Origin of the sequence: Streptomyces halobius, assembly GCF_023277745.1 — a bacterium.
Lineage (GTDB): Bacteria > Actinomycetota > Actinomycetes > Streptomycetales > Streptomycetaceae > Streptomyces > Streptomyces halobius.
The window spans coordinates 4,960,161-4,985,354 of sequence record NZ_CP086322.1 but is presented as its reverse complement, the minus strand read 5'-3'; the positions used below and the strand labels follow the sequence as shown (position 1 = coordinate 4,985,354).

At 68.6% G+C, this 25,194-nt stretch carries 21 protein-coding genes, 2 tRNA genes and 1 pseudogene; 11 read left to right on the top strand and 13 right to left on the bottom strand.

The features are described from left to right. Positions 1–188 precede the first annotated feature (188 nt). Positions 189–527: a thiamine pyrophosphate-dependent enzyme gene (locus K9S39_RS22625; RefSeq protein WP_248865166.1), complete on the bottom strand. Its 339-nt coding sequence runs from the start codon at positions 525–527 to the stop codon at positions 189–191. A gap of 273 nt (positions 528–800) precedes the next feature. After that, positions 801–873, bottom strand: a tRNA-Ala gene (locus K9S39_RS22620). 129 nt (positions 874–1,002) lie between these two features. On the opposite strand from K9S39_RS22620, the gene K9S39_RS22615 reads away from it, so the two are divergent. Together K9S39_RS22615 and K9S39_RS22610 are read left to right on the top strand one after the other, a co-directional pair. After that, the gene (locus K9S39_RS22615) at positions 1,003–1,551 is read left to right on the top strand and encodes a helix-turn-helix domain-containing protein (protein WP_248865165.1); all 549 of its coding nucleotides are present in this window, start codon (positions 1,003–1,005) and stop codon (positions 1,549–1,551) included. 84 nt (positions 1,552–1,635) lie between these two features. Then, positions 1,636–3,093 (top strand): serine/threonine-protein kinase, encoded by a 1,458-nt coding sequence (locus K9S39_RS22610; protein ID WP_248865164.1) that lies wholly within the window; start codon positions 1,636–1,638, stop codon positions 3,091–3,093. Positions 3,094–3,151: 58 nt separating this feature from the next. Here K9S39_RS22610 and K9S39_RS22605 read toward each other — a convergent pair whose 3' ends face one another. The 11 genes from K9S39_RS22605 to dnaA all read right to left on the bottom strand — a co-directional run bounded on the left by K9S39_RS22605 (position 3,152) and on the right by dnaA (position 17,882). Continuing rightward, on the bottom strand, positions 3,152–4,561 hold the full coding sequence (locus K9S39_RS22605; RefSeq protein ID WP_248865163.1) for a hypothetical protein: 1,410 nt from the start codon (positions 4,559–4,561) through the stop codon (positions 3,152–3,154). Between the two features lie 341 nt (positions 4,562–4,902). Next, positions 4,903–5,037 carry a DLW-39 family protein gene (locus K9S39_RS22600; protein WP_003958712.1) on the bottom strand — a complete coding sequence of 45 codons (135 nt, stop codon included), beginning with the start codon at positions 5,035–5,037 and terminating at the stop codon, positions 4,903–4,905. A 179-nt stretch (positions 5,038–5,216) separates the two neighbouring features. After that, positions 5,217–5,290: transfer RNA gene (locus tag K9S39_RS22595), tRNA-Ile, on the bottom strand. An 88-nt stretch (positions 5,291–5,378) separates the two neighbouring features. After that, complete coding sequence (locus tag K9S39_RS22590; protein ID WP_248865162.1) at positions 5,379–6,044, bottom strand: DUF3566 domain-containing protein; 666 nt, start codon at positions 6,042–6,044, stop codon at positions 5,379–5,381. Between the two features lie 15 nt (positions 6,045–6,059). After that, positions 6,060–8,660, bottom strand: a complete 2,601-nt coding sequence (gyrA, locus tag K9S39_RS22585) for a DNA gyrase subunit A (RefSeq protein WP_248865161.1) — start codon at positions 8,658–8,660, stop codon at positions 6,060–6,062. Positions 8,661–8,710: 50 nt separating this feature from the next. Continuing rightward, the gene (gene gyrB / locus K9S39_RS22580; RefSeq protein WP_406707994.1) at positions 8,711–10,792 is read right to left on the bottom strand and encodes a DNA topoisomerase (ATP-hydrolyzing) subunit B; all 2,082 of its coding nucleotides are present in this window, start codon (positions 10,790–10,792) and stop codon (positions 8,711–8,713) included. Positions 10,793–11,061: 269 nt separating this feature from the next. Next, positions 11,062–11,628, bottom strand: a complete 567-nt coding sequence (locus K9S39_RS22575; protein ID WP_406707993.1) for a DUF721 domain-containing protein — start codon at positions 11,626–11,628, stop codon at positions 11,062–11,064. 19 nt (positions 11,629–11,647) lie between these two features. After that, positions 11,648–12,829, bottom strand: coding sequence for a DNA replication/repair protein RecF (gene recF, locus K9S39_RS22570; protein ID WP_248865160.1), 1,182 nt, complete (start codon positions 12,827–12,829; stop codon positions 11,648–11,650). A gap of 77 nt (positions 12,830–12,906) precedes the next feature. Further along, positions 12,907–13,785: a phosphogluconate dehydrogenase (NAD(+)-dependent, decarboxylating) gene (gnd, locus tag K9S39_RS22565; RefSeq protein ID WP_248865159.1), complete on the bottom strand. Its 879-nt coding sequence runs from the start codon at positions 13,783–13,785 to the stop codon at positions 12,907–12,909. 193 nt (positions 13,786–13,978) lie between these two features. Beyond that, positions 13,979–15,109, bottom strand: a complete 1,131-nt coding sequence (gene dnaN / locus K9S39_RS22560; protein ID WP_248865158.1) for a DNA polymerase III subunit beta — start codon at positions 15,107–15,109, stop codon at positions 13,979–13,981. Positions 15,110–16,016: 907 nt separating this feature from the next. Then, positions 16,017–17,882: a chromosomal replication initiator protein DnaA gene (dnaA, locus tag K9S39_RS22555; protein ID WP_283112649.1), complete on the bottom strand. Its 1,866-nt coding sequence runs from the start codon at positions 17,880–17,882 to the stop codon at positions 16,017–16,019. A 377-nt stretch (positions 17,883–18,259) separates the two neighbouring features. On the opposite strand from dnaA, the gene rpmH reads away from it, so the two are divergent. From rpmH to K9S39_RS22510, 9 genes and pseudogenes are all read left to right on the top strand, one after another. Beyond that, complete coding sequence (rpmH, locus tag K9S39_RS22550; RefSeq protein ID WP_003949374.1) at positions 18,260–18,397, top strand: 50S ribosomal protein L34; 138 nt, start codon at positions 18,260–18,262, stop codon at positions 18,395–18,397. 24 nt (positions 18,398–18,421) lie between these two features. After that, positions 18,422–18,778: pseudogene (gene rnpA / locus K9S39_RS22545) on the top strand (ribonuclease P protein component); the annotation flags it as partial. A 98-nt stretch (positions 18,779–18,876) separates the two neighbouring features. Then, positions 18,877–19,194: a membrane protein insertion efficiency factor YidD gene (yidD, locus tag K9S39_RS22540; RefSeq protein WP_248865156.1), complete on the top strand. Its 318-nt coding sequence runs from the start codon at positions 18,877–18,879 to the stop codon at positions 19,192–19,194. A gap of 3 nt (positions 19,195–19,197) precedes the next feature. Continuing rightward, entirely contained in the window at positions 19,198–20,328 is a 1,131-nt protein-coding gene (gene yidC / locus K9S39_RS22535; RefSeq protein WP_248865155.1) for a membrane protein insertase YidC, read from the top strand. 14 nt (positions 20,329–20,342) lie between these two features. Beyond that, complete coding sequence (locus K9S39_RS22530; protein ID WP_248865154.1) at positions 20,343–20,849, top strand: Jag family protein; 507 nt, start codon at positions 20,343–20,345, stop codon at positions 20,847–20,849. A 132-nt stretch (positions 20,850–20,981) separates the two neighbouring features. Next, a complete protein-coding gene (rsmG, locus tag K9S39_RS22525) occupies positions 20,982–21,707 on the top strand; it encodes a 16S rRNA (guanine(527)-N(7))-methyltransferase RsmG (RefSeq protein WP_248865153.1) in 726 nt (241 codons plus the stop codon). Positions 21,708–22,014: 307 nt separating this feature from the next. Continuing rightward, entirely contained in the window at positions 22,015–23,085 is a 1,071-nt protein-coding gene (locus K9S39_RS22520; protein ID WP_283113532.1) for an AAA family ATPase, read from the top strand. Continuing rightward, positions 23,082–24,182 carry a ParB/RepB/Spo0J family partition protein gene (locus K9S39_RS22515; RefSeq protein WP_248865152.1) on the top strand — a complete coding sequence of 367 codons (1,101 nt, stop codon included), beginning with the start codon at positions 23,082–23,084 and terminating at the stop codon, positions 24,180–24,182. The genes K9S39_RS22520 and K9S39_RS22515 overlap by 4 nt, the downstream gene beginning before the upstream one ends. A gap of 302 nt (positions 24,183–24,484) precedes the next feature. Next, on the top strand, positions 24,485–25,102 hold the full coding sequence (locus tag K9S39_RS22510) for a GNAT family N-acetyltransferase (RefSeq protein WP_248865151.1): 618 nt from the start codon (positions 24,485–24,487) through the stop codon (positions 25,100–25,102). Positions 25,103–25,194 lie beyond the last annotated feature (92 nt).

Genomic DNA, 25,194 nt, shown 5'->3' with positions numbered 1-25,194 from the left:
CACCTCTGCCGTACGCAGTCGTGGCCGAGCCGGTCGAAGAAGTGGCAGCCCAGCGGCTCCGCCGGCCCGTCGAAGAAGTCCGTCTCGACCGCGACGCCGCGCCCTGGGAATGAGTCCGGGGAAGAAGAGCGCCACGGGCATGCGTCGTCCTTGTCTCACGTGTCCAACGGTCGTTCACTCACGGTCGTTCATGCGTCCTCGCGCAACGGTGAAGTCACCGTCGGCCCCGGCCATCCCCGGCGGGCTGTCGGCGAGGGACACCCCGCCTCCACCACAGCCGCGGTACCGGAGGCACAGCACTGCCACGCATGCCCTAGGACGCGGTCCAGGTCCTCGGGGTTGTCAACTCTCCAGTGACGCAGGCCATATGGGTCGGCGAGGCTCCGGGTGGCGGTGGGGCGGTCGGCGGTGAACGCGAAGCACACACCGGTCCCCGACATCCGGTCGAGGTCGGTCTGCAGCCAGCCGTAGCCACCGTTGTCGAGCACGACGTAGAGCAGCGGCCCGTGCGTCGGCGAGGGCGGCATGCGGGGGGGCGGCGCTGCTGTCCACCTCCACGGTCTCCACCTGAATCGCCGCCCTGGAGACGGTGGCGAGCCTGCAAGCGCAGGACACGCCGCGCGCCCTGGCACACGCCGCCGCCGTTGCGGCCGGCCGCGCGACGCTGTCCCCGCTGGACCGCGCCCGCTGCACCCTCCTCATCGCCCGTGCCCATCGCGCCGCCGACGAACCGCCAACGGCACCCAGCGCACGAAAAATGCCCCCGACACCGCGTTTCCGCAGGTCGGAGACATTCGCCGTGGAGCCTAGGGGAGTCGAACCCCTGACATCTGCCATGCAAAGACAGCGCTCTACCAACTGAGCTAAGGCCCCTTCGCCGAACAGGGTACCCGGTACCCGGCCGCTTTCCCGACCGGGTATCGCCGCACCAGGTCGCTCTCCGTAGGATGCTTCGCGAGATTCGCGGCAGCGAAGCGCCACCGGGGAGACTGGGGAGACGGCATGGACGCAGCACAGCAGGAAGCCACCGCACGGGCCCGGGAGCTGCAGCGCAGTTGGTACGGGGAGCCTCTGGGCGCCCTGTTCCGCCGTCTGATAGACGATCTCGGGCTCAATCAGGCCAGGCTCGCCGCCGTGCTCGGGCTGTCCGCGCCGATGCTGTCCCAGCTGATGAGCGGGCAGCGCGCGAAGATAGGCAACCCGGCCGTGGTGCAGCGGGTCCAGGCACTGCAGGAGCTCGCCGGTCAGGTCGCCGACGGCAGCGTCAGCGCCGCCGAGGCCACCGAGCGGATGGAAGAGATCAAGAAGACGGCCGGCGGCTCGGTGCTGAACAACACCACACAGCAGACGTCGTCGACGGGCGCGACCACGGTGCGCCGTGTGGTGCGGGAGATCCAGTCGCTGCTGCGCTCGGTCTCGGACGCGGGCGACATCATCGACGCGGCGCACACCCTCGCCCCCACGCACCCTGAACTGGCAGAGTTTCTCCGGGTCTACGGTGCCGGCCGCACCGCGGACGCGGTCGCGCACTACGAGGCGCACCAGAGCTAGCGGCGGACGGCCAAGCGGCCACTGCGGCCACAGCGGCGACGGCCACAGCGGGGCGTGTGGAGTTCAGAAAGCGGACGGGGCGCCATGGGTGAGATCTTCGCCGGTCGGTATGAGCTGATCGACCCGATCGGACGGGGCGGTGTGGGCGCCGTCTGGCGCGCCTGGGACCACCGGCGCCGGCGCTATGTCGCGACCAAGGTGCTGCAGCAGAGCGATGCCCACACCCTGCTGCGCTTCGTCCGCGAACAGGCGATGCGGATCGACCATCCGCATGTGCTGGCCCCGGCGAGCTGGGCGGCGAACGACGACAAGGTGCTGTTCACCATGGACCTGGTGAACGGCGGTTCGCTGGCGCATCTGATCGGCGACTACGGCCCGTTGCCGCCGCGGTACGTCTGCATCCTGCTGGACCAGCTGCTGGCGGGGCTGACCGCGGTGCACGCGGAGGGCGTGGTGCACCGCGACATCAAGCCGGCGAACGTCCTGCTGGAGGCCACCGGCACCGGCCGGCCGCATCTGCGGCTGTCCGACTTCGGCATCGCGATGCGCAAGGGCGAGCCGCGGCTGACCGAGGCCAACTACGTGGTGGGAACGCCCGGTTACTTCGCGCCCGAGCAGATGCTGGGCGCCGAACCGGACTTCCCCGCGGACCTGTTCGCGGTCGGCCTGGTCGCGCTCTATCTGGTCACCGGCAACAAGCCCGACACCGAGGCACTGGTCCGGCTCTTCGAGGAGCACGGCATACCGAACGCGCCCGAGGACGTGCCCGAGCCGCTGTGGCAGGTGCTGGCCTCTCTGCTGCACCCGGATCCGGAGTCACGGTTCAAGACGGCCACGGGCGCGCGCAAGGCGCTCGTGGCGGCGGCCGAGATGCTGCCCGACGACCCGCTCGACGAAGAGACCGTGGAGGTCTTCGACCACATAGGGCCGCTGCCGAAAGGGTACGGGCCGAACGGGCCGCTGACCGCGGGACAGCCGCCCGCCGGGCCCTCCGCAGCGGCCGGGACAGCCGGGACGGCACCGCCGGTGTCCCTGTCGGAGACCGGGAGCTTCCAGCTGGCGCCGCCGGAGCGGAGCGCCCCGGTGCCGGGGCAGCCCAGCGCCCCGCCGACGCCGCCCCCGGCACCGACGCCCGGCAGTACGCCTCCGGACCAGGGCCTCCCGCCCGCGCCGGCCGCCCCGCCGTCGACCCCGGCGGCCCCGATGCCCGCGTATCACCCGACGGCCCCCGTCCAGCGGAATTCGGGCGGCACCCGCCCGTACACGGCCGGGCCGCACCCCGTCCCGGGACAGCCTCCGGTCGACGCATCGGGTCAGGCGGGCCAACCGGGCCCACCGACCCCGATGACCCCGGTGACCCCGGTGACCCCGGTGACCCCGATGGCCGCCGCACCGGCGACACCGCCCACGGCCGTGCCGTCCGCTGCCCCCGCCATCGTCCCGCACCGGAAACCGGGACCGCCCCCGAAGGTGGCGGTCCCGGTGCTGATCGTCGCACTGCTGTGCATCGCGGTGGGCGTCTGGGCGCTCACGGCCGCCTGAGACGCCGCTGCGGGCCTGCGGGCGGGCCCATGGGGACTGAGGCCCGCCGCCCCGCCCGCTACCGGCCCTGTGGCGGCCTGAACGGCGGCTGCTGGTCCTGTTGGGGCGGCAGGGTGGGCTGAGAACCCCGGGACGCCGGCCGCTGCCCCTGCGGGAGGACGTAATCCGGCCCGGCGGCCCCTGAAGCCCCGGCCTTGCGCCGCGCGACCACCGTCCACGCCCCCAGACCGGCCAGCAGCACCACACCCGCGCCGATCCCGGCGTAGCCCACCGTCGTCAGGGTGCCGCTCGTCGCCGCCTCCTGTGCGGTCCGGCCCTTCCGCGCCACCTCCCGGTCCTCGGACGTCACGGAGAAGACGCTGGTCGGCTCGGCATAGCCGGGCCCGGCCTTGGCGTCGCCACGCACATCGACCCGGAGCGTGAACTCCGTGCCTTCGGGGAAGAACTTCGCGGCATCGGCGTTCAGCGTGACGTCGAGGTAGTACCAGCCCGCGAACCGCATCGCACTGACCTCTTGGGTCACGTTGAAGCGGTTGCCGTAGTGGACGGGAGCAGTGAACTCCTTGGCAACGGCGGCCTTTCCCGTGTACGAGACGAAGTTGTTGTCGCTGACCGCGCCGCGCGCCGGGTTGTAGACGCCCAGCCCGAGCGCGTGGAAGACATAGCCGGTGGCTCCGGGCGACGCGTTCGGCAGCTCCGCGCTCAGGTTGAGCCGCTGTCCCCAGTCCACCGGTACGCGGTAGAAGCGGGTCTCGCCCGGGGTGATCCGGTCCTTCCAGACCCCGGTGGAGACCATGCCCGCGTCGTTGAAGCCGGTGCCTCCCTCGGCGCTGCGCTTGGTGGGATCCGTACGCGGTTCCGGCGTCACGGTGCTCCAGCTGCCCGCGGCCGGCTGGGCGGGAGCCCTGCCCTTGAGCGGCGGCTCCTCGACATAGCCCAGCTCGATCGGCCAGCTTTCGGGCCCCGAGGCCGCCGGGCCCTCGCGGCTGATCACGAGGTGGTACACCCCGGCCTTCTGGCAGTACGAGCCGTTGCCGCCGATGACGCGGGCGGCGTAGTCGGCGATGGGGTACGCGGTGCCCCCGCTGTGGAAGGACGGCGCTGCCTGCGAGCCGCAGGTGTTGCCGTTGCTGTCCTGGAGACTGATCTTCAGCCGGTCGCCGTATTTCCCGACCTTGGTGTCCGGCGCGGGCGCGGCGACCGCCGAGAAGTAGGCGCTGGTCCTGGCGTCCAGGGAGACGGCGTAGAACTTCCGCTCACCGCGCTTGATGCTGTCGCGGTACATCCCGGGCTTGAGCCGTGGCGGGTCCATCGCACTGGAGGCGCCCTCTATCGTCGTCGCGCCGTCCGCCGGCAGGTAGCCGGGGATGGTGCCGGCCGAGGCCACGCCGACCGTCCCCGGCATCAAGGTCACCAGCGCGAGCGCCGCCAGCGCGGCAAGCCCTCTGTTCGTCGTGCGCCCCGTCACCACGACCCCCTCATCGGATCCGAATTCCCCTCGCCCGCTTGCTGCTTCTGCGGGCTTTGAAACGGTAGCCGTCCACGGACAGTCGACCCGCGTGCTGTGGCTGCCGGGCGAGCGACGCGGCGTCAGGAGCGTCGTCACACCGCCCCGTTACCAGGGGCGTGCGCTTGCCGATAAGCCACGCCACACAGAAACCGCCGCCGCAGCAGCAACAACAAGAACAACAACATTGCTATTGCAACTAAATAATGTGCGATAGCAAACACAAGGGACCCCCCGGACGCACGGAACCCCGGCCACCTGGGAGGCAGCCGGGGTCCGTACGGAATGCTGTGCGTTTGGTCTCACACACCCGAACCTGCGGGCACGGAGTCGGTCGCCTCCGTCCACAGATCCTGCTCGGCGCGATCCGCCTGGATCTGGCGGTACACGAGGAGCCCGCCGATGGCGGCCAGTGCGACCAGGAGAAGCTTCTTCACCGCGCGACCTCGTCTTTCGTTGACGTAGGGGACCTATGTCGGCCGATGATACACACCGGCCGATACCGATCGGTTATCTAGGCCGAACTCAGCAACGACCTGACCCGCGCACCGACTTCCCTCCCCGTACAACGCATCGGCCCGGCCGGAGAAGTCTCCGGCCGGGCCGATGCGTGCGGTGCGGCTACCAGGACTTGAACCTGGGGCCTCTTCCTTATCAGGGAAGCGCTCTAACCGTCTGAGCTATAGCCGCGCGTTCGCTGCACCGAAAGATTAGCGCACTTCAGAGGCGTTCCCAAAATCGGTTCCGGGGGCCCCCGGACCCCCCTCCCACCAGGGGCTCACTCATCCTCCGCGAGGGTCAGCTCCACCCCGCCGACGAAGCCCGCCGACAGGTTGTAGATCACGGCCCCGAGCGTCGCCAGCGCCGTCGCCAGCACCACATCGATGATCGAGATGATCGAGGTGAACAGCAGCACCCGCGGCAGCGAGAGGAACGACTGCAGATCGAAGCCGCCGCCGTCGCCGGAGCCGGTCGCCTCGCTGATCGTCCCGCCGACCGTGGAGAACACGCCCATCGCGTTCATCACCATCCACAGCACCGCAACCGCCACGATCGTGCAGACACCCAGGGCGATGGAGAGCAGAAAGCTGACCTTCATCACCGACCACGGATCGGCACGGGCCACCCGCAGCCGGGCCTTGCGCGTCCGTGGTGCCGTACGGGCCCCCGTACGCGGCTTGCGCACCGACTGCGTGGGGTACGCCTGGGGCGGCTGGTACGGCTGATGCCCGCCCGGTGGCTGCCCCTGGCCGCCCTGTGCCCACGGCTGGGGCTGCGGCTGCCGCGTATCGGTCACGGTTCCCCCCTCGTAGGAGCCCTCGTCCCGGGGGCCGTCGGACGCGGCGAAACCACGGGCGCTGACATCTGTCACGGTCGCGGGTCCGGACGGGGGACGCTTCCTGTCTCCCGGTCCACCCGCCGCAGCGCCCGTGGCTCCACTCACGACCTACTCCTTGTGCTAATCCGCCGCGGGCTCGATCCCCTCGGCCGCATCAGTCTCGTCGGGCCCCTCGACCCCGTCCACCTCTTCGGCCTCACGACCGGCCTCGGCGTTCCGTGCGATGCCGACCACGGCATCCCGCTTGCCCAGGTTGATCAGTTGGACGCCCATGGTGTCACGGCCGGTCTCCCGTACCTCGTTGACCCGCGTACGGATCACGCCACCGCTCAGCGTGATCGCCAGGATCTCGTCGGTCTCCTCGACCACCAGCGCGCCGACCAGCGAACCACGGTCCTCCACGATCTTGGCGGCCTTGATTCCCAGACCACCGCGGCCCTGGACCCGGTAGTCGTCGACCGAGGTCCGCTTGGCGTAACCCCCGTCGGTGGCGGTGAACACGAACGTCCCCGCGCGCACCACGTTCATCGACAGCAGCTCATCGCCCTCGCGGAAGCTCATCCCCTTCACACCGGAGGTCGCCCGGCCCATCGGCCGCAGCGCCTCGTCCGTCGCGGTGAAGCGGATCGACTGCGCCTTCTTGCTGATCAGCAGCAGATCGTCGGTCTCCGACACCAGCTCGGCACCGATCAGCTCGTCGTCCGTGCCGTCCTCCTGCTCCCGCAGGTTGATCGCGATCACACCGCCGGAGCGCGGCGAGTCGTAATCCTTCAGCGGCGTCTTCTTCACCAGACCGCCCTTGGTGGAGAGCACCAGATACGGCATGGCCTCGTAGTCCCGGATCGCCAGGATCTGCGCGATCTGCTCGTCCGGCTGGAAGGCGAGGAGGTTGGCCACATGCTGCCCCCGCGCATCGCGGCCCGCGTCGGGCAGCTCGTACGCCTTCGCGCGGTAGACACGGCCCTTGTTCGTGAAGAACAGCAGCCAATGGTGCGTGGTCGAGACGAAGAAGTGGTCGACGATGTCGTCTTCCTTCAGCTTCGTGCCGCGGACGCCCTTGCCGCCGCGCTTCTGCGAGCGGTAGTCGTCGGTCTTCGTCCGCTTCACATAGCCGCCACGGGTGATCGTGACGACGATGTCCTCCTCGGCGATCAGGTCCTCGATGGACATGTCGCCCTCGAAGGGCACCAGCTTGCTGCGCCGGTCGTCGCCGAACTTCTCGACGATCGCGGTCAGTTCCTCGCTGATGATCTGCCGCTGCCGCTCCGGCGAGGCCAGGATCGCGTTGTACTCGTTGATCTTGCGCTGCAGCTCGTCGTGCTCGGCGGTGATCTTCTGGCGCTCCAGGGCGGCCAGCCGGCGCAGCTGCATCTCCAGGATCGCGTTCGCCTGGATCTCGTCGATCGTCAGCAGGCCCATCAGGCCCTCACGCGCCACCTCGACCGTGTCACTGCGTCGGATCAGCGCGATGACCTCGTCGATCGCGTCCAGCGCCTTGAGCAGACCGCGCAGGATGTGTGCCCGCTCCTCGGCCTTGCGCAGCCGGAACTTCGTCCGGCGGACGATGACCTCGACCTGGTGGCTGACCCAGTTGCGGATGAACGCGTCCAGGGAGAGGGTGCGCGGCACACCGTCCACCAGGGCGAGCATGTTCGCGCCGAAGTTGGTCTGCAGATCGGTGTGCTTGTAGAGGTTGTTGAGGACGACCTTGGCGACCGCGTCCCGCTTGAGCACGATGACCAGACGCTGGCCCGTCCGCGAGGACGTCTCGTCGCGGACGTCCGCGATGCCGCCGATCCTGCCGTCCTTCACCAGGTCGGCGATCTTCTGCGCGAGGTTGTCCGGGTTGACCTGGTACGGCAGCTCGGTGACCACCAGGCACTGGCGGCCCTGGATCTCCTCGACCTCGACCACCGCACGCATGGTGATCGAACCGCGGCCGGTGCGGTACGCCTCCTCGATGCCCTTGCGGCCCACCACCAGCGCGCCGGTGGGGAAGTCGGGGCCCTTGATCCGCTCGATCAGCGCGTCCAGCAGCTCCTCGTTGGAGGCTTCCGGGTGCTCCAGCGCCCACTGGGCGCCGGCCGCGACCTCGCGCAGGTTGTGCGGCGGGATGTTGGTGGCCATACCGACCGCGATCCCGGCCGAGCCGTTGATCAGCAGATTGGGGAAGCGGGACGGCAGGACCGTCGGCTCCTGGTTACGGCCGTCGTAGTTGTCCTGGAAGTCGACGGTCTCCTCGTCGATGTCCCGGAGCATCTCCATCGACAGCGGCGCCATCTTGCACTCGGTGTACCGCATGGCCGCGGCCGGGTCGTTGCCCGGGGAGCCGAAGTTGCCGTTGGAGTCCACCAGCGGCATCCGCATCGACCACGACTGCGCCAGACGCACCAGCGCGTCATAGATCGAGGAGTCGCCGTGCGGGTGGTACGTACCCATGACGTCACCGACGACGCGGGCGCACTTGTAGAACCCCTTCTCGGGGCGGTACCCGCCGTCGTACATCGCGTACAGGACGCGGCGGTGGACGGGCTTGAGGCCGTCCCGGATGTCCGGCAGCGCACGCGAGACGATGACGGACATCGCGTAGTCGAGGTAGGAGCGCTGCATCTCCGTTTCGAGCCCGACGGGCTCGACGCGCATTCCGACGCCTTCGATGGCGGCGGGCGCGCCCTCGGCGGTCACACCGTCCGGGGTCACAGGGGGGTTCTCGTCGGCCATTGCTGTTCAAAGTCCTTTCGAGCCGCGGCTGTGGTGAGGGCCGACAGGGCTCAGATGTCGAGAAAGCGGACGTCCTTGGCGTTGCGCTGGATGAAGGAGCGGCGTGCCTCGACGTCCTCACCCATGAGCACCGAGAACAGGTCGTCGGCACGGGCCGCGTCGTCCAGGGAGACCTGGCCGAGCACCCGGTGGTCGGTGTCCATGGTCGTCACGCGCAGCTCCTCGGCGTTCATCTCACCGAGACCCTTGAACCGCTGCACCGAGTCGTCCTTGATGCGCTTGCCGTTCTGCTTGCCGAGCTCGATCATGTGGTCCCGCTCCGGGTCGGAGTAGGCGTATTCGAAGTCGTCCCGGCCCCACTTGATCTTGTAGAGCGGCGGGCGGGAGAGGAAGACATGGCCTGCTTCGACCAGCGGCCGCATGAAGCGGAACAGGAAGGTCAGCAGCAGGGTGTTGATGTGCTGGCCGTCGACATCGGCGTCCGCCATAAGAATGATCTTGTGGTAGCGGAGCTTCTCGATGTCGAAGTCCTCGTGCACCCCCGTGCCGAACGCCGAGATCAGCGCCTGGACCTCGTTGTTCTGCAGGATCTTGTCGACCCGGGCCTTCTCGACGTTGAGGATCTTGCCTCGGATCGGCAGGATCGCCTGGTACTCCGGGTTGCGGCCGGACTTCGCCGAGCCGCCGGCGGAGTCACCCTCGACGATGAAGATCTCGCACTTCGTCGGGTCGTTGGACTGGCAGTCGCTCAGCTTGCCGGGCAGCGACGCGGTCTCCAGCAGCCCCTTGCGACGGGTCAGATCACGCGCCTTACGGGCGGCCACCCGGGCGGTCGCCGCCTGGATGCCCTTGCGGATGATGTCCGCGGCCTCGTTGGGGTTGCGGTCCAGCCAGTCGTTGAGGTGCTCGTGGACCACCTTCTGGACGAAGGTCTTGACCTCGGTGTTGCCCAGCTTGGTCTTGGTCTGGCCCTCGAACTGCGGCTCGGCGAGCTTGACCGAGATGATCGCCGTCAGACCCTCGCGGATGTCCTCACCCGTGAGGTTGTCGTCCTTCTCCCGCAGCAGCTTCTTGTCACGGGCATAACGATTGATCAGGCCGGTCAGCGCGGCACGGAAGCCCTCTTCGTGGGTACCGCCCTCGTGGGTGTGGATGATGTTCGCGAAGCTGTAGACACCCTCGCTGTACTGGGTGTTCCACTGCATCGCGAGGTCGATGGAGAGCATCCGCTCCTTGTCCTCGGCCTCCACCGAGACGACCGTCGGGTGGACCAGCTCCCCCTTGCGGGAGTTGAGGTACTTCACGAAGTCGACGATGCCGCCCTCGTAGCAGTACCGCACCGAGAGCGGCTTGCCGTCCTCGTCCACGTGGTCCGGGCGCTCGTCGGTGAGCGCGATGGTCAGCCCCTTGTTGAGGAACGCCATCTCCTGGAAGCGCCGGGACAGCGTCTCGAAGCTGTAGGTGGTGGTCTCGAAGATCTCGCTGTCGGCCCAGAAGGTGACCGAGGTGCCGGAGTCCTCGGTGGCCTCGTGCTTGGCCAGCGGCGAGGTCGGCACGCCCTGCTTGTACTCCTGGGTCCAGCGGTAGCCGTCCCGGCGGATCTCGACGGCCACCCGGGTCGACAGGGCGTTCACGACGGAGACACCCACACCGTGCAGACCACCGGAGACCGCGTAGCCGCCGCCGCCGAACTTGCCGCCGGCGTGCAGGACCGTCAGCACGACCTCGACGGCCGGCTTGTTCTCGGACGGCACGATGTCGACGGGGATACCGCGGCCGTTGTCGACCACCCGGACCCCGCCGTCGGGCAGGATCGTCACATCAATGGTGTCGGCATGACCTGCCAGCGCCTCGTCGACGGAGTTGTCGACGACTTCCTGCACGAGGTGGTGCAGACCGCGTTCGCCTGTCGAGCCGATGTACATGCCGGGACGCTTGCGCACCGCGTCCAGGCCTTCGAGGACGGTGATCGCGCTGGCGTCGTACAACTGCTCCACCAAGGAGTCGCCCATGGCGCCGGCCGGAACCCCCTCTTCAGTAGAAGCCTTGTTGATCTCGTTGAGGTCGCCGGAGTCGGCCACGAAGCGCCCTTTCTGGCACAGCACAAGCCCTTCCGCGCCTGCGCGGGTCATCCCATGAGGCAGGCGGGAGCGGCTGCGTCGTTCGACATATTCCGCGAGTGGGCGGGATTGCGTACCAGTGTACCGGTGGCGCCGACACTGATGGGGGTTTGCAGGCACCTGAGTCGTCACGTGCCGCCCTGAACTGGCGTCCGCCGACTCCCCATATCCGAGAAGGGGCCCCAAGACGCTCACACGGGCACTCAGCGCTTCGGGCTGTCAACCGCCGGCTACCATGAGCGGAGTCTCATACGTCACACCCGTTCCGGCAGTGCCGCAGGTCACCCGTAGGTGTCGCCCGGCCCCTTGCTGCCGGGCGCCCGCAGCGGGCCGTAGCGCCGCCCCGGACCACCGGGCCCCAGCACCTTGATCAGCTTGATGGTGCCCTGCCCCAGGTCCTGGTTCAGCCGCGCCACCAACTGCGGCGCCAGCAGCCGCAGCTGGGTCGCCCAGGCCGTGGAGTCGCACTGCACCGTCAGCACCCGGGCGTCCTCGTCGTACTTCTGTGGCTCGCAGTGCTGCGCCACGTCCGGACCCACCAGCTGCGGCCAGCGCCCCATCACCCCGCCGACCGCCGCCGGGGTCTCCCAGCCGCGCTCCGTGATCAGCCGGTTGATCGCCGCCCCCAGAGGCAGCGGATCACGGCCGTCCGCCCGCGCGCCGGAGCGCAGCCCGCCGCGCCGTGCCTGCTTCTTCTGCTGCGCGGCCGCGCCCCGCGCACGCGCCTGCTCCTTGGCGGCCACCAGCGCCTGACGGGCGAGATCCACACCGGAGAGTTCCGGGGAAGGTCGGGGCAGGCCGGACGCGCCCTCTCCGGGGCTCTCCGGAAGTTCGCTTCGCTCGCTCACGGGTGGGCCTTCGTCACGCTCATACCTTCGTCACCGCGCCGTCCGAGACCGCGTACCGCACCCCGGCCAGCACTCCCGGCACATCGTCGGCCACCGCCGCCGTCACCAGCACCTGCTCACCCGGCGCCACCAGCTCCGCCAGCCGCTCCCGGCGCCGCGTGTCCAGCTCGGCGAAGACGTCGTCGAGCACCAGCACCGGTTCGCCCGCCCGTCGCCCGCCACCGCCCTCAGTGGAGGGCCCTCCGGGCCCGGAGTAACTCTCGGACCGCAACAGGTCGTACGAGGCCAGCCGCAGCGCCAGCGCATACGACCAGCACTCGCCATGACTGGCGTACCCCTTCGCCGGCAGCTGCCCCAGCTTCAGCACCAGATCGTCGCGATGCGGGCCGACCAGCGTCACCCCGCGCTCGATCTCGCCCTTCCGGGCCTCCCCGAGCGCCGCCAGCAGCACGCCGTACAGCTCCTCGCGCGTCGACGCCGCGGCCATCGCCCCGCCCGCCGACCCGCGGTACTCCAGCGCCAGCGGTCCGCCGCCCGGTGCCAGCTGCTCGTACGCCTTGTCCGCCAGCGGCTGCAGCGCGGCGATCAGATCGAGCCGCTGGGCCAGCAGCTCGGCACCCGCGCGCGCCAGATGCTGATCCCACACGTCGAGCGTCGACAGATCCATCTGGCGCCCACCGTGTCGCCGTGCCAGGGCCGCCGTCTTCAACAGGGTGTTCCGCTGCTTGAGGACACGGTCGTAATCGGAGCGCACCCCGGCCATCCGCGGCGCACGCGCGGTGATCAGCTCGTCCAGGAACCGCCGGCGCTCACCGGGATCGCCCTTGACCAGCGCCAGATCCTCCGGCGCGAACAGCACCGTCCGGACGATCCCCAGTACATCGCGCGGCCTGACCTGAGACGACCGGTTGATCCTGGCGCGGTTCGCCTTGCCCGGATTGAGTTCCAGCTCCACCAGCTGCTGCCGCTCGCCCTGGACCACCGCGGCCCGGACGACCGCCCGCTCGGCGCCCATCCGTACCAGCGGGGCATCCGAGGAGACCCGGTGGCTGCCGAGCGTCGCGAGATAACCGACGGCCTCGACGAGATTGGTCTTGCCCTGCCCGTTGGGCCCGACGAAAGCCGTCACGCCCGGATCGAGCGGAACCTCGACCCGGGCGTACGAGCGGAAGTCGGCGAGCGACAGATGCGTGACGTGCATGACCGAACGCCGACCTCCCCGGCTGCTCAACTACGGTGTACTGCTTGCCTGTTGACGCCTGCTGCGGCGTCGTGCCGCTACTTCTTGTTCTCGACCGCGTGGCCGCCGAACTGGTTGCGCAGCGCGGCGATCATCTTCATCTGCGGGGAGTCGTCCTGACGGGACGCGAAGCGGGCGAAGAGCGAGGCCGTGATCGCGGGCAGCGGCACGGCGTTGTCGATGGCGGCTTCCACGGTCCACCGGCCCTCGCCGCTGTCCTGTGCGTAACCGCGCAGCTTCTCCAGGTGCTCGTCGTCGTCCAGCGCGTTGACGGCCAGGTCGAGCAGCCAGGAGCGGATGACCGTGCCCTCCTGCCAGGAGCGGAAGATCTCGCGGACGTCGGTGACCGAGTCGACCTTCTCCAGCAGCTCCCAGCCCTCGGCGAACGCCTGCATCATGGCGTACTCGATGCCGTTGTGGACCATCTTCGCGAAGTGGCCGGCGCCCACCTTGCCCGCGTGCACCGAGCCGAACTCCCCCTCGGGCTTGAGCGCGTCGAAGACCGGCTGCACCTTGGCGACGTCGTCCTTGTCGCCGCCGTACATCAGCGCATAGCCGTTCTCCAGGCCCCAGACGCCGCCGGAGACACCACAGTCGACAAAGCCGACGCCCTTGGCCTTGAGCTCCTCGGCGTGCTTCTCGTCGTCGGTCCAGCGGGAGTTGCCGCCGTCCACGACGACGTCGCCGGGCGAGAGCAGCCCTGCCAGCTCGTCGACCGTCGACTGGGTGGCGGCGCCGGCCGGCACCATGACCCAGACGACCCGCGGACCCCTGAGCTTTTCCACGAGCTCCTGGAGGCTGTCCACATCGGCCAGCTCCGGGTTGCGGTCGTATCCGATGACGGTGTGGCCTGCGCGGCGGATGCGCTCGCGCATGTTGCCGCCCATCTTGCCGAGACCGACGAGACCGAGCTCCATCAGAGACCCTCTTTGCACATAGTCGTTGCTGTACCCGAGACCGAGCCTACGCCCGCAGGTGCGTGCACACCTGTGGACTCGGGCGCTCATCAGGAGGGCGACGAAACCGCAGGTCAGGCGGTTGCCATCGGGTCCGGCCGGGCAGTGGGGGAGCTCCCGGCCGGCCCAGCGGCCCCGCTTGGAGCCCAGCCGCTCAGCCGCTCAGCCGCACCGGCATGATCAGGTACTTGTACGCGTCGTCCGCCTCGGCGTCCTTGGCCGGGCGGCCGCTCAGCAGCGCGGGCTTGGTGGAAGTGGTGAAGGACAGCTGCGCCACCGGGGAGTCGATGGCGGACAGGCCCTCCAGCAGGAAGCCCGGGTTGAAGGCGATCGAGATGTCGTCGCCCTCCAGATCCGCGTCCACCCTCTCCACAGCCTGTGCATCGTCGCTGGAGCCGGCCTCCAGGATCAGCACACCCTGCTCGAAGCTCAGCCGGACCGGCGTGTTCCGCTCGGCCACCAGCGCCACACGCTTGACCGCCTCGACGAACGGCGCGGTCTCGATCACGGCGACCGAGTTGAACTCGGTCGGGAACAGCGTGCGGTACTTCGGCAGGTCGCCTTCCAGCAGACGCGTCGTCGTACGCCGCCCGGCGCCCTCGAAACCGATCAGCCCCTCGCCCGCGCCGGAGCCGGACAGCGCCAGCGTGACCGTGTCGCCGCTGCTCAGCGACTTCGCGGTGTCCAGCAGCGTCTTGGCGGGGACCAGCGCGACCGCGGAGGCGTCCGGGCTCTCCGGCTTCCACAGGAACTCGCGCACCGCGAAGCGGTAGCGGTCGGTGGACGCCAGGGTGACGGTGTCGCCCTCGATCTCGATCCGTACGCCGGTGAGCACGGGGAGCGTGTCGTCACGGCCGGCGGCGATGGCGACCTGGGCGGCGGCAGCGGCGAAGACCTCACCCGGGACGGTGCCGGTGGCGGTGGGCATCGTCGGCAGCGACGGGTACTCCTCCACAGGCAGGGTGTGGAGTGTGAACCGGGAGGAGCCGCAGACGACGGTCACCCGTACACCGTCGGTGGAAATCTCCACCGGGCGGTTGGGGAGCGCACGGCAGATGTCGGCGAGCAGCCGGCCGGAGACGAGGACGGTGCCCTCCTCCTCCACCTCGGCCTCCACCGACACCCGCGCCGAGACCTCGTAGTCGAAGCCGGAAAGGCTCAGGGCGCCGTCCTCCGCCTTCAGGAGCAGGCCCGCGAGGACGGGCACCGGCGGACGGGCCGGGAGGCTCTTGGCCGCCCAGGCCACCGCCTCCGCGAGTACATCGCGCTCCACCCGGATCTTCACCGGAAACCGCCTCCTGCTGTTGCTGGCTCTCGCCCTGCTGGCCTTCTCGTGGCTGATTCGCCGGAGACCAGTCTGACGTACGCCACCGACAGTCGGTGCGGCTCGGGGTCAAGTCGGCTCGGCCGAGGCCGGACACCGGCCGGCCACCTTGTGCACAGGCCCCGTTTCGAAACGAGTTCCCCGGTAGCTATCTGTGGTCGTAGTAGTAGGGCCTGTGGAAACCGTGGACAACTGCTTTCTCGCAGGTCAACGCGGATTTTTTGTCCACCGGTCCTGTGGGTGGCGGCCGTGGATAAGCCGGGGTCCCTGTGGACCGCCCAAAGTTCTGCACACCCAATGCACAGGGCAGGGGGAGTTCTCCCCAGTGCCGTCCCCAGCTTTACCCACGTTCCCCACAGCCCAACCCATCACCTTGGTGTGACCGCTTTCACTCGGCGCGGTGAGGACGGGTGTCGCATTGCCGAACAGTGGACAGAGGTGTGGAGAAGCTGGGGACAACGCAGCCTTTCCTGTGGGCAGCCGGTGGACAAGACAAACGCCCTCCTGTGGACGAATCCTCCGTCCACAGCCTGTGGACTTCGGTTGACCACAAATCCACACGCTGCTGACCTCGTCCGATGCCCCGTCAGCACACCGGCCTGTGGATCCCACAGGGATAACTTTCCAGTCCCCAGGGTGTGGACGGAAGATTCTTGCCCAATCTGTGGAGAGAGGCCGTAACCGGCCACGGATTCGAACAGAGCCGGTGCGGTCCACAGGTTTGGGGAGGGCGGCGGAGTGGGACGGGGAGCGGGCGATCCCGGTCCAGGAGCGGCGCGGAGGGGCGGGACGTGCGGGGTATCCCTACGGCGAAGGGCGCCCCGGGAGCACGTCCCGGAACGCCCTGGGCGCCTGCGGTGGCCTGCCGTCAGCCGTTCTTGATGCGGTTGGTGAGCTCGGTGACCTGGTTGTAGATGGAGCGCCGCTCGGCCATCAGCGCGCGGATCTTGCGGTCGGCGTGCATCACGGTCGTATGGTCCCGGCCGCCGAACTGCGCGCCGATCTTCGGCAGCGAGAGGTCGGTCAGCTCCCGGCACAGATACATCGCGATCTGGCGGGCCGTCACCAGGACCCGGCTGCGCGAGGACCCGCACAGGTCGTCGATGGTCAGCCCGAAGTAGTCGGCGGTCGCGGCCATGATCGCGGTCGCGGTGATCTCCGGTGCGGCGTCCTCGCCCCCCGGGATCAGGTCCTTCAGCACGATCTCGGTGAGCCCCAGGTCCACCGGCTGCCGGTTGAGCGACGCGAACGCCGTGACCCGGATCAGCGCGCCCTCCAGCTCGCGGATATTGCGGGAGATCCGGGAGGCGATGAATTCCAGGACCTCGGGCGGCGCGTTCAGCTGCTCCTGCACCGCCTTCTTGCGGAGGATCGCGATCCGGGTCTCCAGCTCGGGCGGCTGGACATCCGTGATCAGACCCCACTCGAAGCGGTTGCGCAGCCGGTCCTCCAGGGTGACCAGCTGCTTGGGCGGCCGGTCGCTGGACAGCACGATCTGCTTGTTCGCGTTGTGCAGCGTGTTGAAGGTGTGGAAGAACTCCTCCTGCGTCGACTCCTTGCTCGCCAGGAACTGGATGTCGTCGACGAGCAGGATGTCCATGTCGCGGTAGCGCTTGCGGAACGCGTCCGCCTTGCCGTCGCGGATGGAGTTGATGAATTCGTTGGTGAACTCCTCCGAGCTCACATACCGCACCCGGGTGCCGGGGTACAGACTCCGCGCGTAGTGCCCGATCGCGTGCAGCAGGTGGGTCTTGCCGAGGCCGGACTCGCCGTAGATGAACAGCGGGTTGTACGCCTTGGCCGGCGCTTCGGCGACGGCGACCGCGGCGGCGTGCGCGAAGCGGTTCGAGGCACCGATGACGAAGGTGTCGAAGAGGTATTTGGGATTCAGCCGCGCGGTCGGCTCACCGGGGCCCGGCGCCGGCGCGGGCTGCGCGGCGAGCGGGCCGGGCGCCCCGCTGGGCGCGGGCAGCGCGGGGCCGGGACCGGACCGCCCCGGCGGCTGGTGCTCGGGGAGCTCGCGGCGCGACTGGTCGTAGGGCGAGCGCGCGCCGTCCGGGTGCTGCGGCGGCCCGGAGCGCTCGGCGGGTTGCGCGCGGTAGTCGTTCTGCGCCTGCTGGTGCTGCGATACGTGGGAGGGCGGCGGAGAGGCGTACGGATCGCGCTCGGGGAAGCCGCCGAGGTGCTGCTGTTGCCAGCCGTAGTCGTCGCGCGGGCCGGGACCCATGGCGGAGTGCTGCGGCCAGGCTCCGGGCTCGGGCCGGTGCTGCTGGTAATCCGGGTAGGCGGGCCGGACGCTGGGCAGCTCGTCGCCCTGGCGTCCGTAGCCCTGCCGGCCGTCGTGGCGGCTGTCGTAACCGTCGTACGCATCGTGCTGCTGCTGAGACTGATGCGACGGTTGGTGCTGTGCCTGCTGGTGCTGCTGAGGGACGGGCGGCCCGGACGGAGCCGGAGGCTCCTCGGAGGAGTCGTCCACGGTGATCGCGATCCGGACCGGGCGGCCGCACTCATGGCTGAGGGCCTCGCCGATCAGTGGCGCCAGACGGCCTTCGAGCACACCCTTGGCGAATTCGTTGGGGACTGCAAGCAGCGCGGTGTCGGCGACCAGTGCCAGCGGCTGCGTGCGCTTGAGCCAGTCCTGGTCCTTGGGTTTGAGCCCGTCGGCCTCGGCCCTGAGGAGATGGTCGAGTACGCGCGGCCACACTGCGGCAAGATCGGCAGGTACATCAGCCACAGGGCACGCTCTCTCAGCAGTCCCACGAATGTGTGATTCTCAGGACGGGCGGGAAGGAATCGGAGTTCGGCCACGGTAGTCAGGCCGGGTCTGGGGATTCAAGTCGTTGTCCACAGCCTGTGCATAGTGTGCCCTGGCAAGGCTCCCCCGTGCTGTCAAGGAGCCGGTTTGACCGGATGCGGCGGCCCCGCGTACCGTGACCAGGTCGAGTTGTCGATGGCTGCTGCCGCCTGCCTCCGATGGGCAAAGATCGCGCTCTGGGTGATCGTGAAGCGGTGCACTCGGGCGTTGCGAGCTACTCGTGGGCGCACGGTGACAGCCAATCGACGCCCCACATCTGTCTCGCTTGAGACACCAAGCATTCCTGGAGCCCCCGAGTGAGCAAGCGCACCTTCCAGCCGAACAACCGCCGTCGCGCGAAGACCCATGGCTTCCGTCTGCGCATGCGGACCCGCGCCGGCCGCGCCATCCTCGCGTCCCGTCGTGGCAAGGGTCGCGCCCGCCTGTCGGCCTGAGCAGCCTGACCCAAGGTCCATGACGTGCTGCCTACCGAGCATCGGCTGAGGCGGCGCGAGGACTTTGCGGCCGCGGTACGCCGGGGACGCAGGGCCGGACGCCCGCTCCTCGTCGTCCACTTTCGTAGCGGTGCAACGGACCCGCACGCAGCGGGGGAATGTGTTCCCCCGGCGCGTGCGGGTTTCGTCGTGAGCAAGGCCGTTGGTGTCGCCGTCGTCCGTAACAGGGTGCGGCGGCGGCTGCGGCATCTGGTGCGCGACCGGCTGGACCGGCTGCCCGCCGGTAGCCTGGTTGTCGTACGGGCCCTGCCGGGCGCGGGCACCGCGGATCACGATCAGCTGGCCCGTGACCTGGATGCCGCACTCCAACGGCTGCTGGGAAGGGTGCCGAAAGGCTGCGATTCCTCGGGGGCCGTGACCGGCGGCCGCTGCGCCGCGGGCCCCCGGAACCCCGGACGGGACCCGGGAGGGAGCGCACAGTGAAGTACCCGCTGCTTCTCTTGATCAAGATCTACCAGTGGACCATCAGCCCCCTGCTGGGCCCGGTCTGCAAGTACTACCCGTCGTGCTCGCACTATGGCTATACCGCCATCGACCGGCACGGCGCGGTGAAAGGGACCGCGCTGACCGCCTGGCGCATCCTGCGATGCAATCCGTGGTCGCTCGGTGGCGTCGACCACGTCCCACCCCGGAAGCGTCCGGTTTGGCATCAGCGGCTGAGGAGCCGCCTGGGCGGGCCCACCGTCCCTGAGCCTGTCGCCCCGCCCGAGACTCAGCCCAACGCCCAAGGAGCCTGATTCGTGGACACGATCCTGAATCCTCTCTATATCGCTGTTTCCTGGATCATCGTCCAGTTCCACTCGTTCTTCAGCCTGATCTTCGACAAGAACAGTGGCGCGGCGTGGGGTCTGGCCATCGTCTCGCTGGTGGTGCTGATCCGTATCTGCCTGATCCCGCTCTTCGTGAAGCAGATCAAGGCGACGCGGAACATGCAGGCGCTCCAGCCCAAGATGAAGGCGATCCAGGAGCGCTACAAGAGCGACAAGCAGCGCCAGTCCGAAGAGATGATGAAGCTCTACAAGGAGACGGGCACCAACCCGCTGTCGAGCTGTCTCCCGATTCTGGCTCAGTCGCCGTTCTTCATCGCCCTGTATCAGGTCCTGAACCACATCGCGAACAACCAGACCGTCGGCGTCATCAACCAGTCGCTGCTGGACAGTGCCAACAAGGCGCACATCTTCGGTGCCCCGCTGGCCGCGAAGTTCATGGACGACGCGGGGAAGATCGAGAACCTCGGTGCTTCCCTGACCGACGTCCGCGTTGTCACGGTCATCATGATCGTCCTGATGTCGGCGTCGCAGTTCTACACGCAGCGCCAGCTGATGACCAAGAACGTCGACCTCACGGTGAAGACGCCGTTCATGCAGCAGCAGAAGATGCTGATGTATGTCTTCCCCGTCATGTTCGCCGTCTTCGGCATCAACTTCCCCGTCGGTGTTCTCGTCTACTGGCTGACCACCAACGTGTGGACCCTGGGCCAGCAGATGTTCGTCATCCGTCGTAACCCGACTCCCGGCAGCAAGGCCTTCACGGAGCGCCAGGAGCGGCTGCGTGCCAAGGGCAAGCTGGTGGAGGCCCCGGCCGAGGTCGCGGCGAAGCAGGCCGCCGAGGAGGCGCGCCAGCAGCGCCAGCAGCCCAAGCGTCAGCCGAAGTCCAAGCGGCAGGCCGCGGCCGGCGGCGGGCAGGCTCGTACGCGGGCCGGCTCCGGGCAGGGTGCTTCGCAGAAACAGTCGCTGGAGAAGAAGGCCCCGCAGGACAGCAAGGCGAACGGCGCCACCCCCGCGAAGGGCGGCTCCGCCTCCGGATCCCGCAACACCAAGTCCGGACAGCGCAAGGGCCAGCAGCGCCCCAAGCACCCGTCCAAGAAGTAAGAAGGAGTCCTTTCGTGACGGACACGAACCCTGCCACCAAGGGCACCGACACCCTGACCCGCCTGGAGCAGGAAGGCGAGATCGCGGCCGACTACCTGGAGGGGCTGCTGGACATCGCGGACCTCGACGGCGACATCGACATGGACGTCGAGGCCGACCGCGCCGCCGTGTCGATCATCGGCGACGCGACCAGCCGTGATCTGCAGAAGCTGGTCGGCCGGGACGGTGAGGTGCTGGAGGCGCTGCAGGAGCTGACCCGGCTCGCCGTGCACCGCGAGACCGGTGACCGCAGCCGTCTGATGCTGGACATCGCGGGCTTCCGGGCGCGTAAGCGTGAGGAGCTTGCCAAGATCGGCGCGAAGGCGGCCGAGGAGGCCAGGGGCACCGGTGAGCCGGTGAAGCTCGACCCGATGACACCGTTCGAGCGCAAGGTCGTCCATGACGCGGTGGCCGAGGCGGGACTGCGCAGCGAGTCGGAGGGCGAGGAGCCGCAGCGCCGCGTGGTTGTCCTCCCGGCCTGATCTCTCAGAGCTTCCGTTGTCTTTGGCCCCGTCTGCCCGCAGGCGGGGCCAAAACTTGTCAGCGTTCTGTGTTATTCCGGGCCCATCCCGGGTTCCCGGCAGGAAAAGCAGTCCAGAGGAAGGGCGGTTCCCGTGACGGAGGCAGCAGCGGAGCTCCCTCCTGCGCCGAAAGCGGCACAGGAGGTATTCGGTGAGCGCTTTCCGGAGGCCGTGCGATACGGCGAACTGCTCGCCGACGCGGGCGTGACGCGGGGCCTGATCGGCCCACGCGAGGTGCCGCGGTTGTGGGAGCGGCATCTGCTGAACTGCGCGGTGCTCTCCGAGGTGGTGCCGAGGGGCGTCTCGGTCTGCGATGTGGGGTCGGGTGCCGGGCTGCCCGGCATTCCGCTGGCCCTGGTGCGTCCGGATCTGAAGATCACGCTCCTGGAGCCGCTGCTGCGGCGTACCAATTTCCTTCAGGAAGTCGTCGAGCTGCTCGGGCTGGATCATGTGACGGTCGTGCGGGGGCGGGCCGAGGAGGTCATGGGCAAGATTCCGCAGGTGCATGTGGTGACCGCGCGGGCCGTCGCACCGCTCGACCGGCTGGCCGGCTGGGGGGTTCCGTTGCTGCGCCCCTACGGCGAGATGCTGGCGCTCAAGGGCGACACCGCGGAGGAGGAGCTCAAGGCCGCTCGGGCGGCGCTGAGCAAGCTCGGCGTGGTGGAGACCTCGGTGGTGCATGTGGGCGAAGGCATCGTGGATCCGCCCTCGACGGTGGTGCGGGTCGAGGTGGGCGAGAGCCCGGGGGGCGTGCGGTTCGCGGCCAAGCGGGCGAAGGCCGCCCGCGTCAGCCGGGGGTCGAGGGGCCGTCGGCGCTGAGGGCGCCTGAGGCCGGAGGTGCGTCGGACGACGCCGATGCGGTGCGTGTCTCACTGACGCATTCACAAAAAGGGCGAATTCAAAAGCGCCCTCAAAACGCCATAAGACGGAGTGTTGCGGCTTAATCGGGCGCGACGCTGGCATCGTGTTTCACGTGAAACGTCGTTCTCTGCTGCAAGGGATTATCGACCGTGGTCGCGCGGCTGCCGCGCCGCGCGACCGTAGACCCACAAGGGTCAGGAAAGTATCCACAGATGTGGATTCATCCACAGGAGAACGGGCCTCACTGGTTCACGGCACCGAAAGCATGGCAGGCTCTGCACATCGCGAGCCTGATGTCGAGGAGAGTGAATCCTTGCGGTCCGACGCCAACATCGCGGGACCGATGACCGATCCGGTCCCCGGTCCCCGTAGCCAGTCGTTCGGGGACGACGTTTCACGTGAAACGCCGCCCCCGATGGACGAGACCCCGATCGGTCGTGCAGCTCAGCTTGCGGTGGAGGCACTTGGCCGCGCGGGTGAGGGGCTGCCTCGGCCCGAACAGACCCGGGTCATGGTGGTTGCCAACCAGAAGGGCGGGGTCGGCAAGACCACGACCACGGTGAATCTGGCAGCCTCACTCGCCCTGCACGGAGCACGGGTTCTTGTGATCGATCTCGACCCTCAGGGCAATGCCTCGACGGCGCTGGGGATCGACCATCATGCCGAAGTGCCGTCGATCTATGACGTGCTGGTGGAGAGCAGGCCGCTCTCCGACGTGGTGCAGCCGGTGGTGGATGTGGAAGGGCTGTTCTGTGCGCCCGCCACGATCGACCTGGCCGGCGCCGAGATCGAGCTGGTCTCGCTGGTGGCACGGGAGAGCCGGCTGGACCGGGCCATCAAGGCGTATGAACAGCCGCTGGACTACATCTTCATCGACTGCCCACCCTCGCTCGGACTGCTGACCGTCAACGCTCTGGTCGCCGGCGCGGAGGTGCTGATCCCGATCCAGTGTGAGTACTACGCCCTTGAGGGCCTGGGGCAACTGCTCAGGAACGTCGACCTGGTGCGGGGACATCTCAACCCCAAGCTCCATGTCTCGACGATTCTGCTCACCATGTACGACGGCCGTACCCGACTGGCTTCCCAGGTCGCCGAAGAGGTGCGCAATCATTTCGGTGGCGAAGTGCTCCGTACGAGCATCCCCCGCTCGGTGCGTATCTCCGAGGCGCCCAGCTACGGCCAGACAGTGCTCACCTATGACCCGGGATCCAGCGGTTCGCTCTCCTACCTCGAAGCCGCCAGAGAGATCGCGTTGCGGGGGGCGCCCCAGACCGCGGGCCAGGGCCTGGACATCACCTACGAAGCACAGCACAGCATGTCGGAGGGGACTCAGTGAGTGAACGACGTAGAGGGCTGGGCCGTGGGCTCGGTGCGCTGATCCCTGCGGCACCGCAGAGCACGGACCAGGCCGGCAGCGCGGTGGGTCGGGGAGCGACGTCACCGTCGGCCGTACCGGTATTGGCCCCGGAACGAGGAGTGGCGGCGGCCAAGGTCGCCGGGCTGTCGGCGCACGATGTTTCACGTGAAACGGAACCGCCGGCCAAGCCGGAGACACCGGCGGCGGCCGTATCGGACGTCGCGGGTGCGCACTTCGCCGAGGTGCCGCTGGCCGCGATCAAGCCCAACCCGCGGCAGCCCCGTGAGGTCTTCGACGAGGACGCCCTGGCCGAGCTGGTCACCTCCATCCGGGAGGTGGGCCTGCTCCAGCCGGTGGTGGTACGTCAGACGGCGCCGGACACCTATGAGCTCATCATGGGCGAGCGCCGCTGGCGGGCGTGCCGTGAGGCCGGGCTGGAGAAGATTCCCGCCATCGTCCGGGCCACCGACGACGACAAGCTGCTGCTGGACGCGCTGCTGGAGAATCTGCACCGGGCTCAGCTCAACCCGCTGGAAGAGGCAGCCGCCTACGACCAGTTGCTGAAGGACTTCAATTGCACGCATGACGAGCTGGCCGACCGGATCGGGCGATCGCGTCCGCAGGTCTCCAATACGCTGCGGCTGTTGAATCTCTCGCCGTCCGTGCAGAACCGGCTCGCGGCGGGAGTGCTCTCCGCGGGACACGCCCGTGCTCTGCTCTCCGTGGAGGACTCGGAGGAGCAGGACCACCTGGCACGCCGCATCGTGGCGGAGGGGCTGTCGGTGCGCACGGTCGAGGAGATCGTGAAGCTGATGGGCTCGACTCCCAAGAGCACGAGCAAGGCGAAGGGTCCCCGTGCGGGCACCCGGGTGTCCCCCGCGCTCACCGGTCTCGCTACCCGGCTGTCCGACCGCTTCGAGACCCGGGTGAAGGTCGATCTCGGTCAGAAGAAGGGAAAGATCGTCGTCGAGTTCGCTTCGATAGAAGATCTGGAGCGCATCCTGGGCACGCTCGCCCCCGGTGAAGGACGCGTTCTGGGGAAGTCGCTGGCCGAGGAGAACCAGAACGAGGAATGAGCTGATGTTTCGGCTCGGTGGCGGGCCGTGTTCCGGAGTCCTACCGGAACACGGTCCGCCCTTTGCTCGCTGGCGCTACCCGTGCCCGTAAAGGGTGGATACGATGCGATCAGGTATGGCGCATCACGCAGAGACACCTCATATCGAGGAGAGGCCATGCGATCAGTGAGCCGCACCGGACTCATGGCGGCGGGGTTCAGCCTCGCGGCCGTCGGAGGGTTTGTCGGTGGTCTGCTCAAGGAACGGGCGGCGCTGACGGCGCTCCGTGGTGCGGCGGGCGAGGGAAGTGAGGACCTGGCTTCATGGGCCGTCAACTCGTACCGCTCACGCTGGACAACCTTCCGGATCTCCCCAAGCGCTGCCGTTCCTGCGTCTTCTGGGAACTCGACCCCGTCAGCGGTGAAGCCGCGGTAAAGGCGGGCCGGCCCGAGCTGGAGAAGGAAGCCTGGATCTCGGCGGTACTGCTGGAGTGGGGATCCTGCGGGCGCGTTGTCTATGTCGACGATGTGCCGGTCGGGTTCGTGATGTATGCCCCGCCGGCCTATGTGCCGCGGTCCACGGCCTTTCCCACCAGCCCGGTGTCGCCGGACGCGGTGCAGCTGCTGACGGCATGGCTGACGCCCGGCTATCAGGGGCAGGGGTTGGGGCGGGTCATGGTGCAGACCGTCGCCAAGGATCTTATCCAGCGCGGCTTCAAGGCCATCGAGGCATTCGGCGATGCCCACTGGACCGAACCGGCATGTGTCCTGCCCGCCGACCATCTCCTCGCAGTGGGCTTCAAGACCGTACGCCCGCACCCGCGCTTTCCGCGGCTGCGGCTGGAGCTGCGGGCCACGATCTCGTGGAAGGAAGATGTGGAGCTGGCTCTTGACCGGCTGCTGGGCGCCGTACAGAAGGAGCCGGCTCTGCGGCCGCTGTAAGTCGGTCCGTTTCACGGCAGCCATGTTTCACGTGAAACGGAGAACGGGCCCGCTCCCTTGATGGGGGCGGGCCCGTTTCACGTGAAACGACG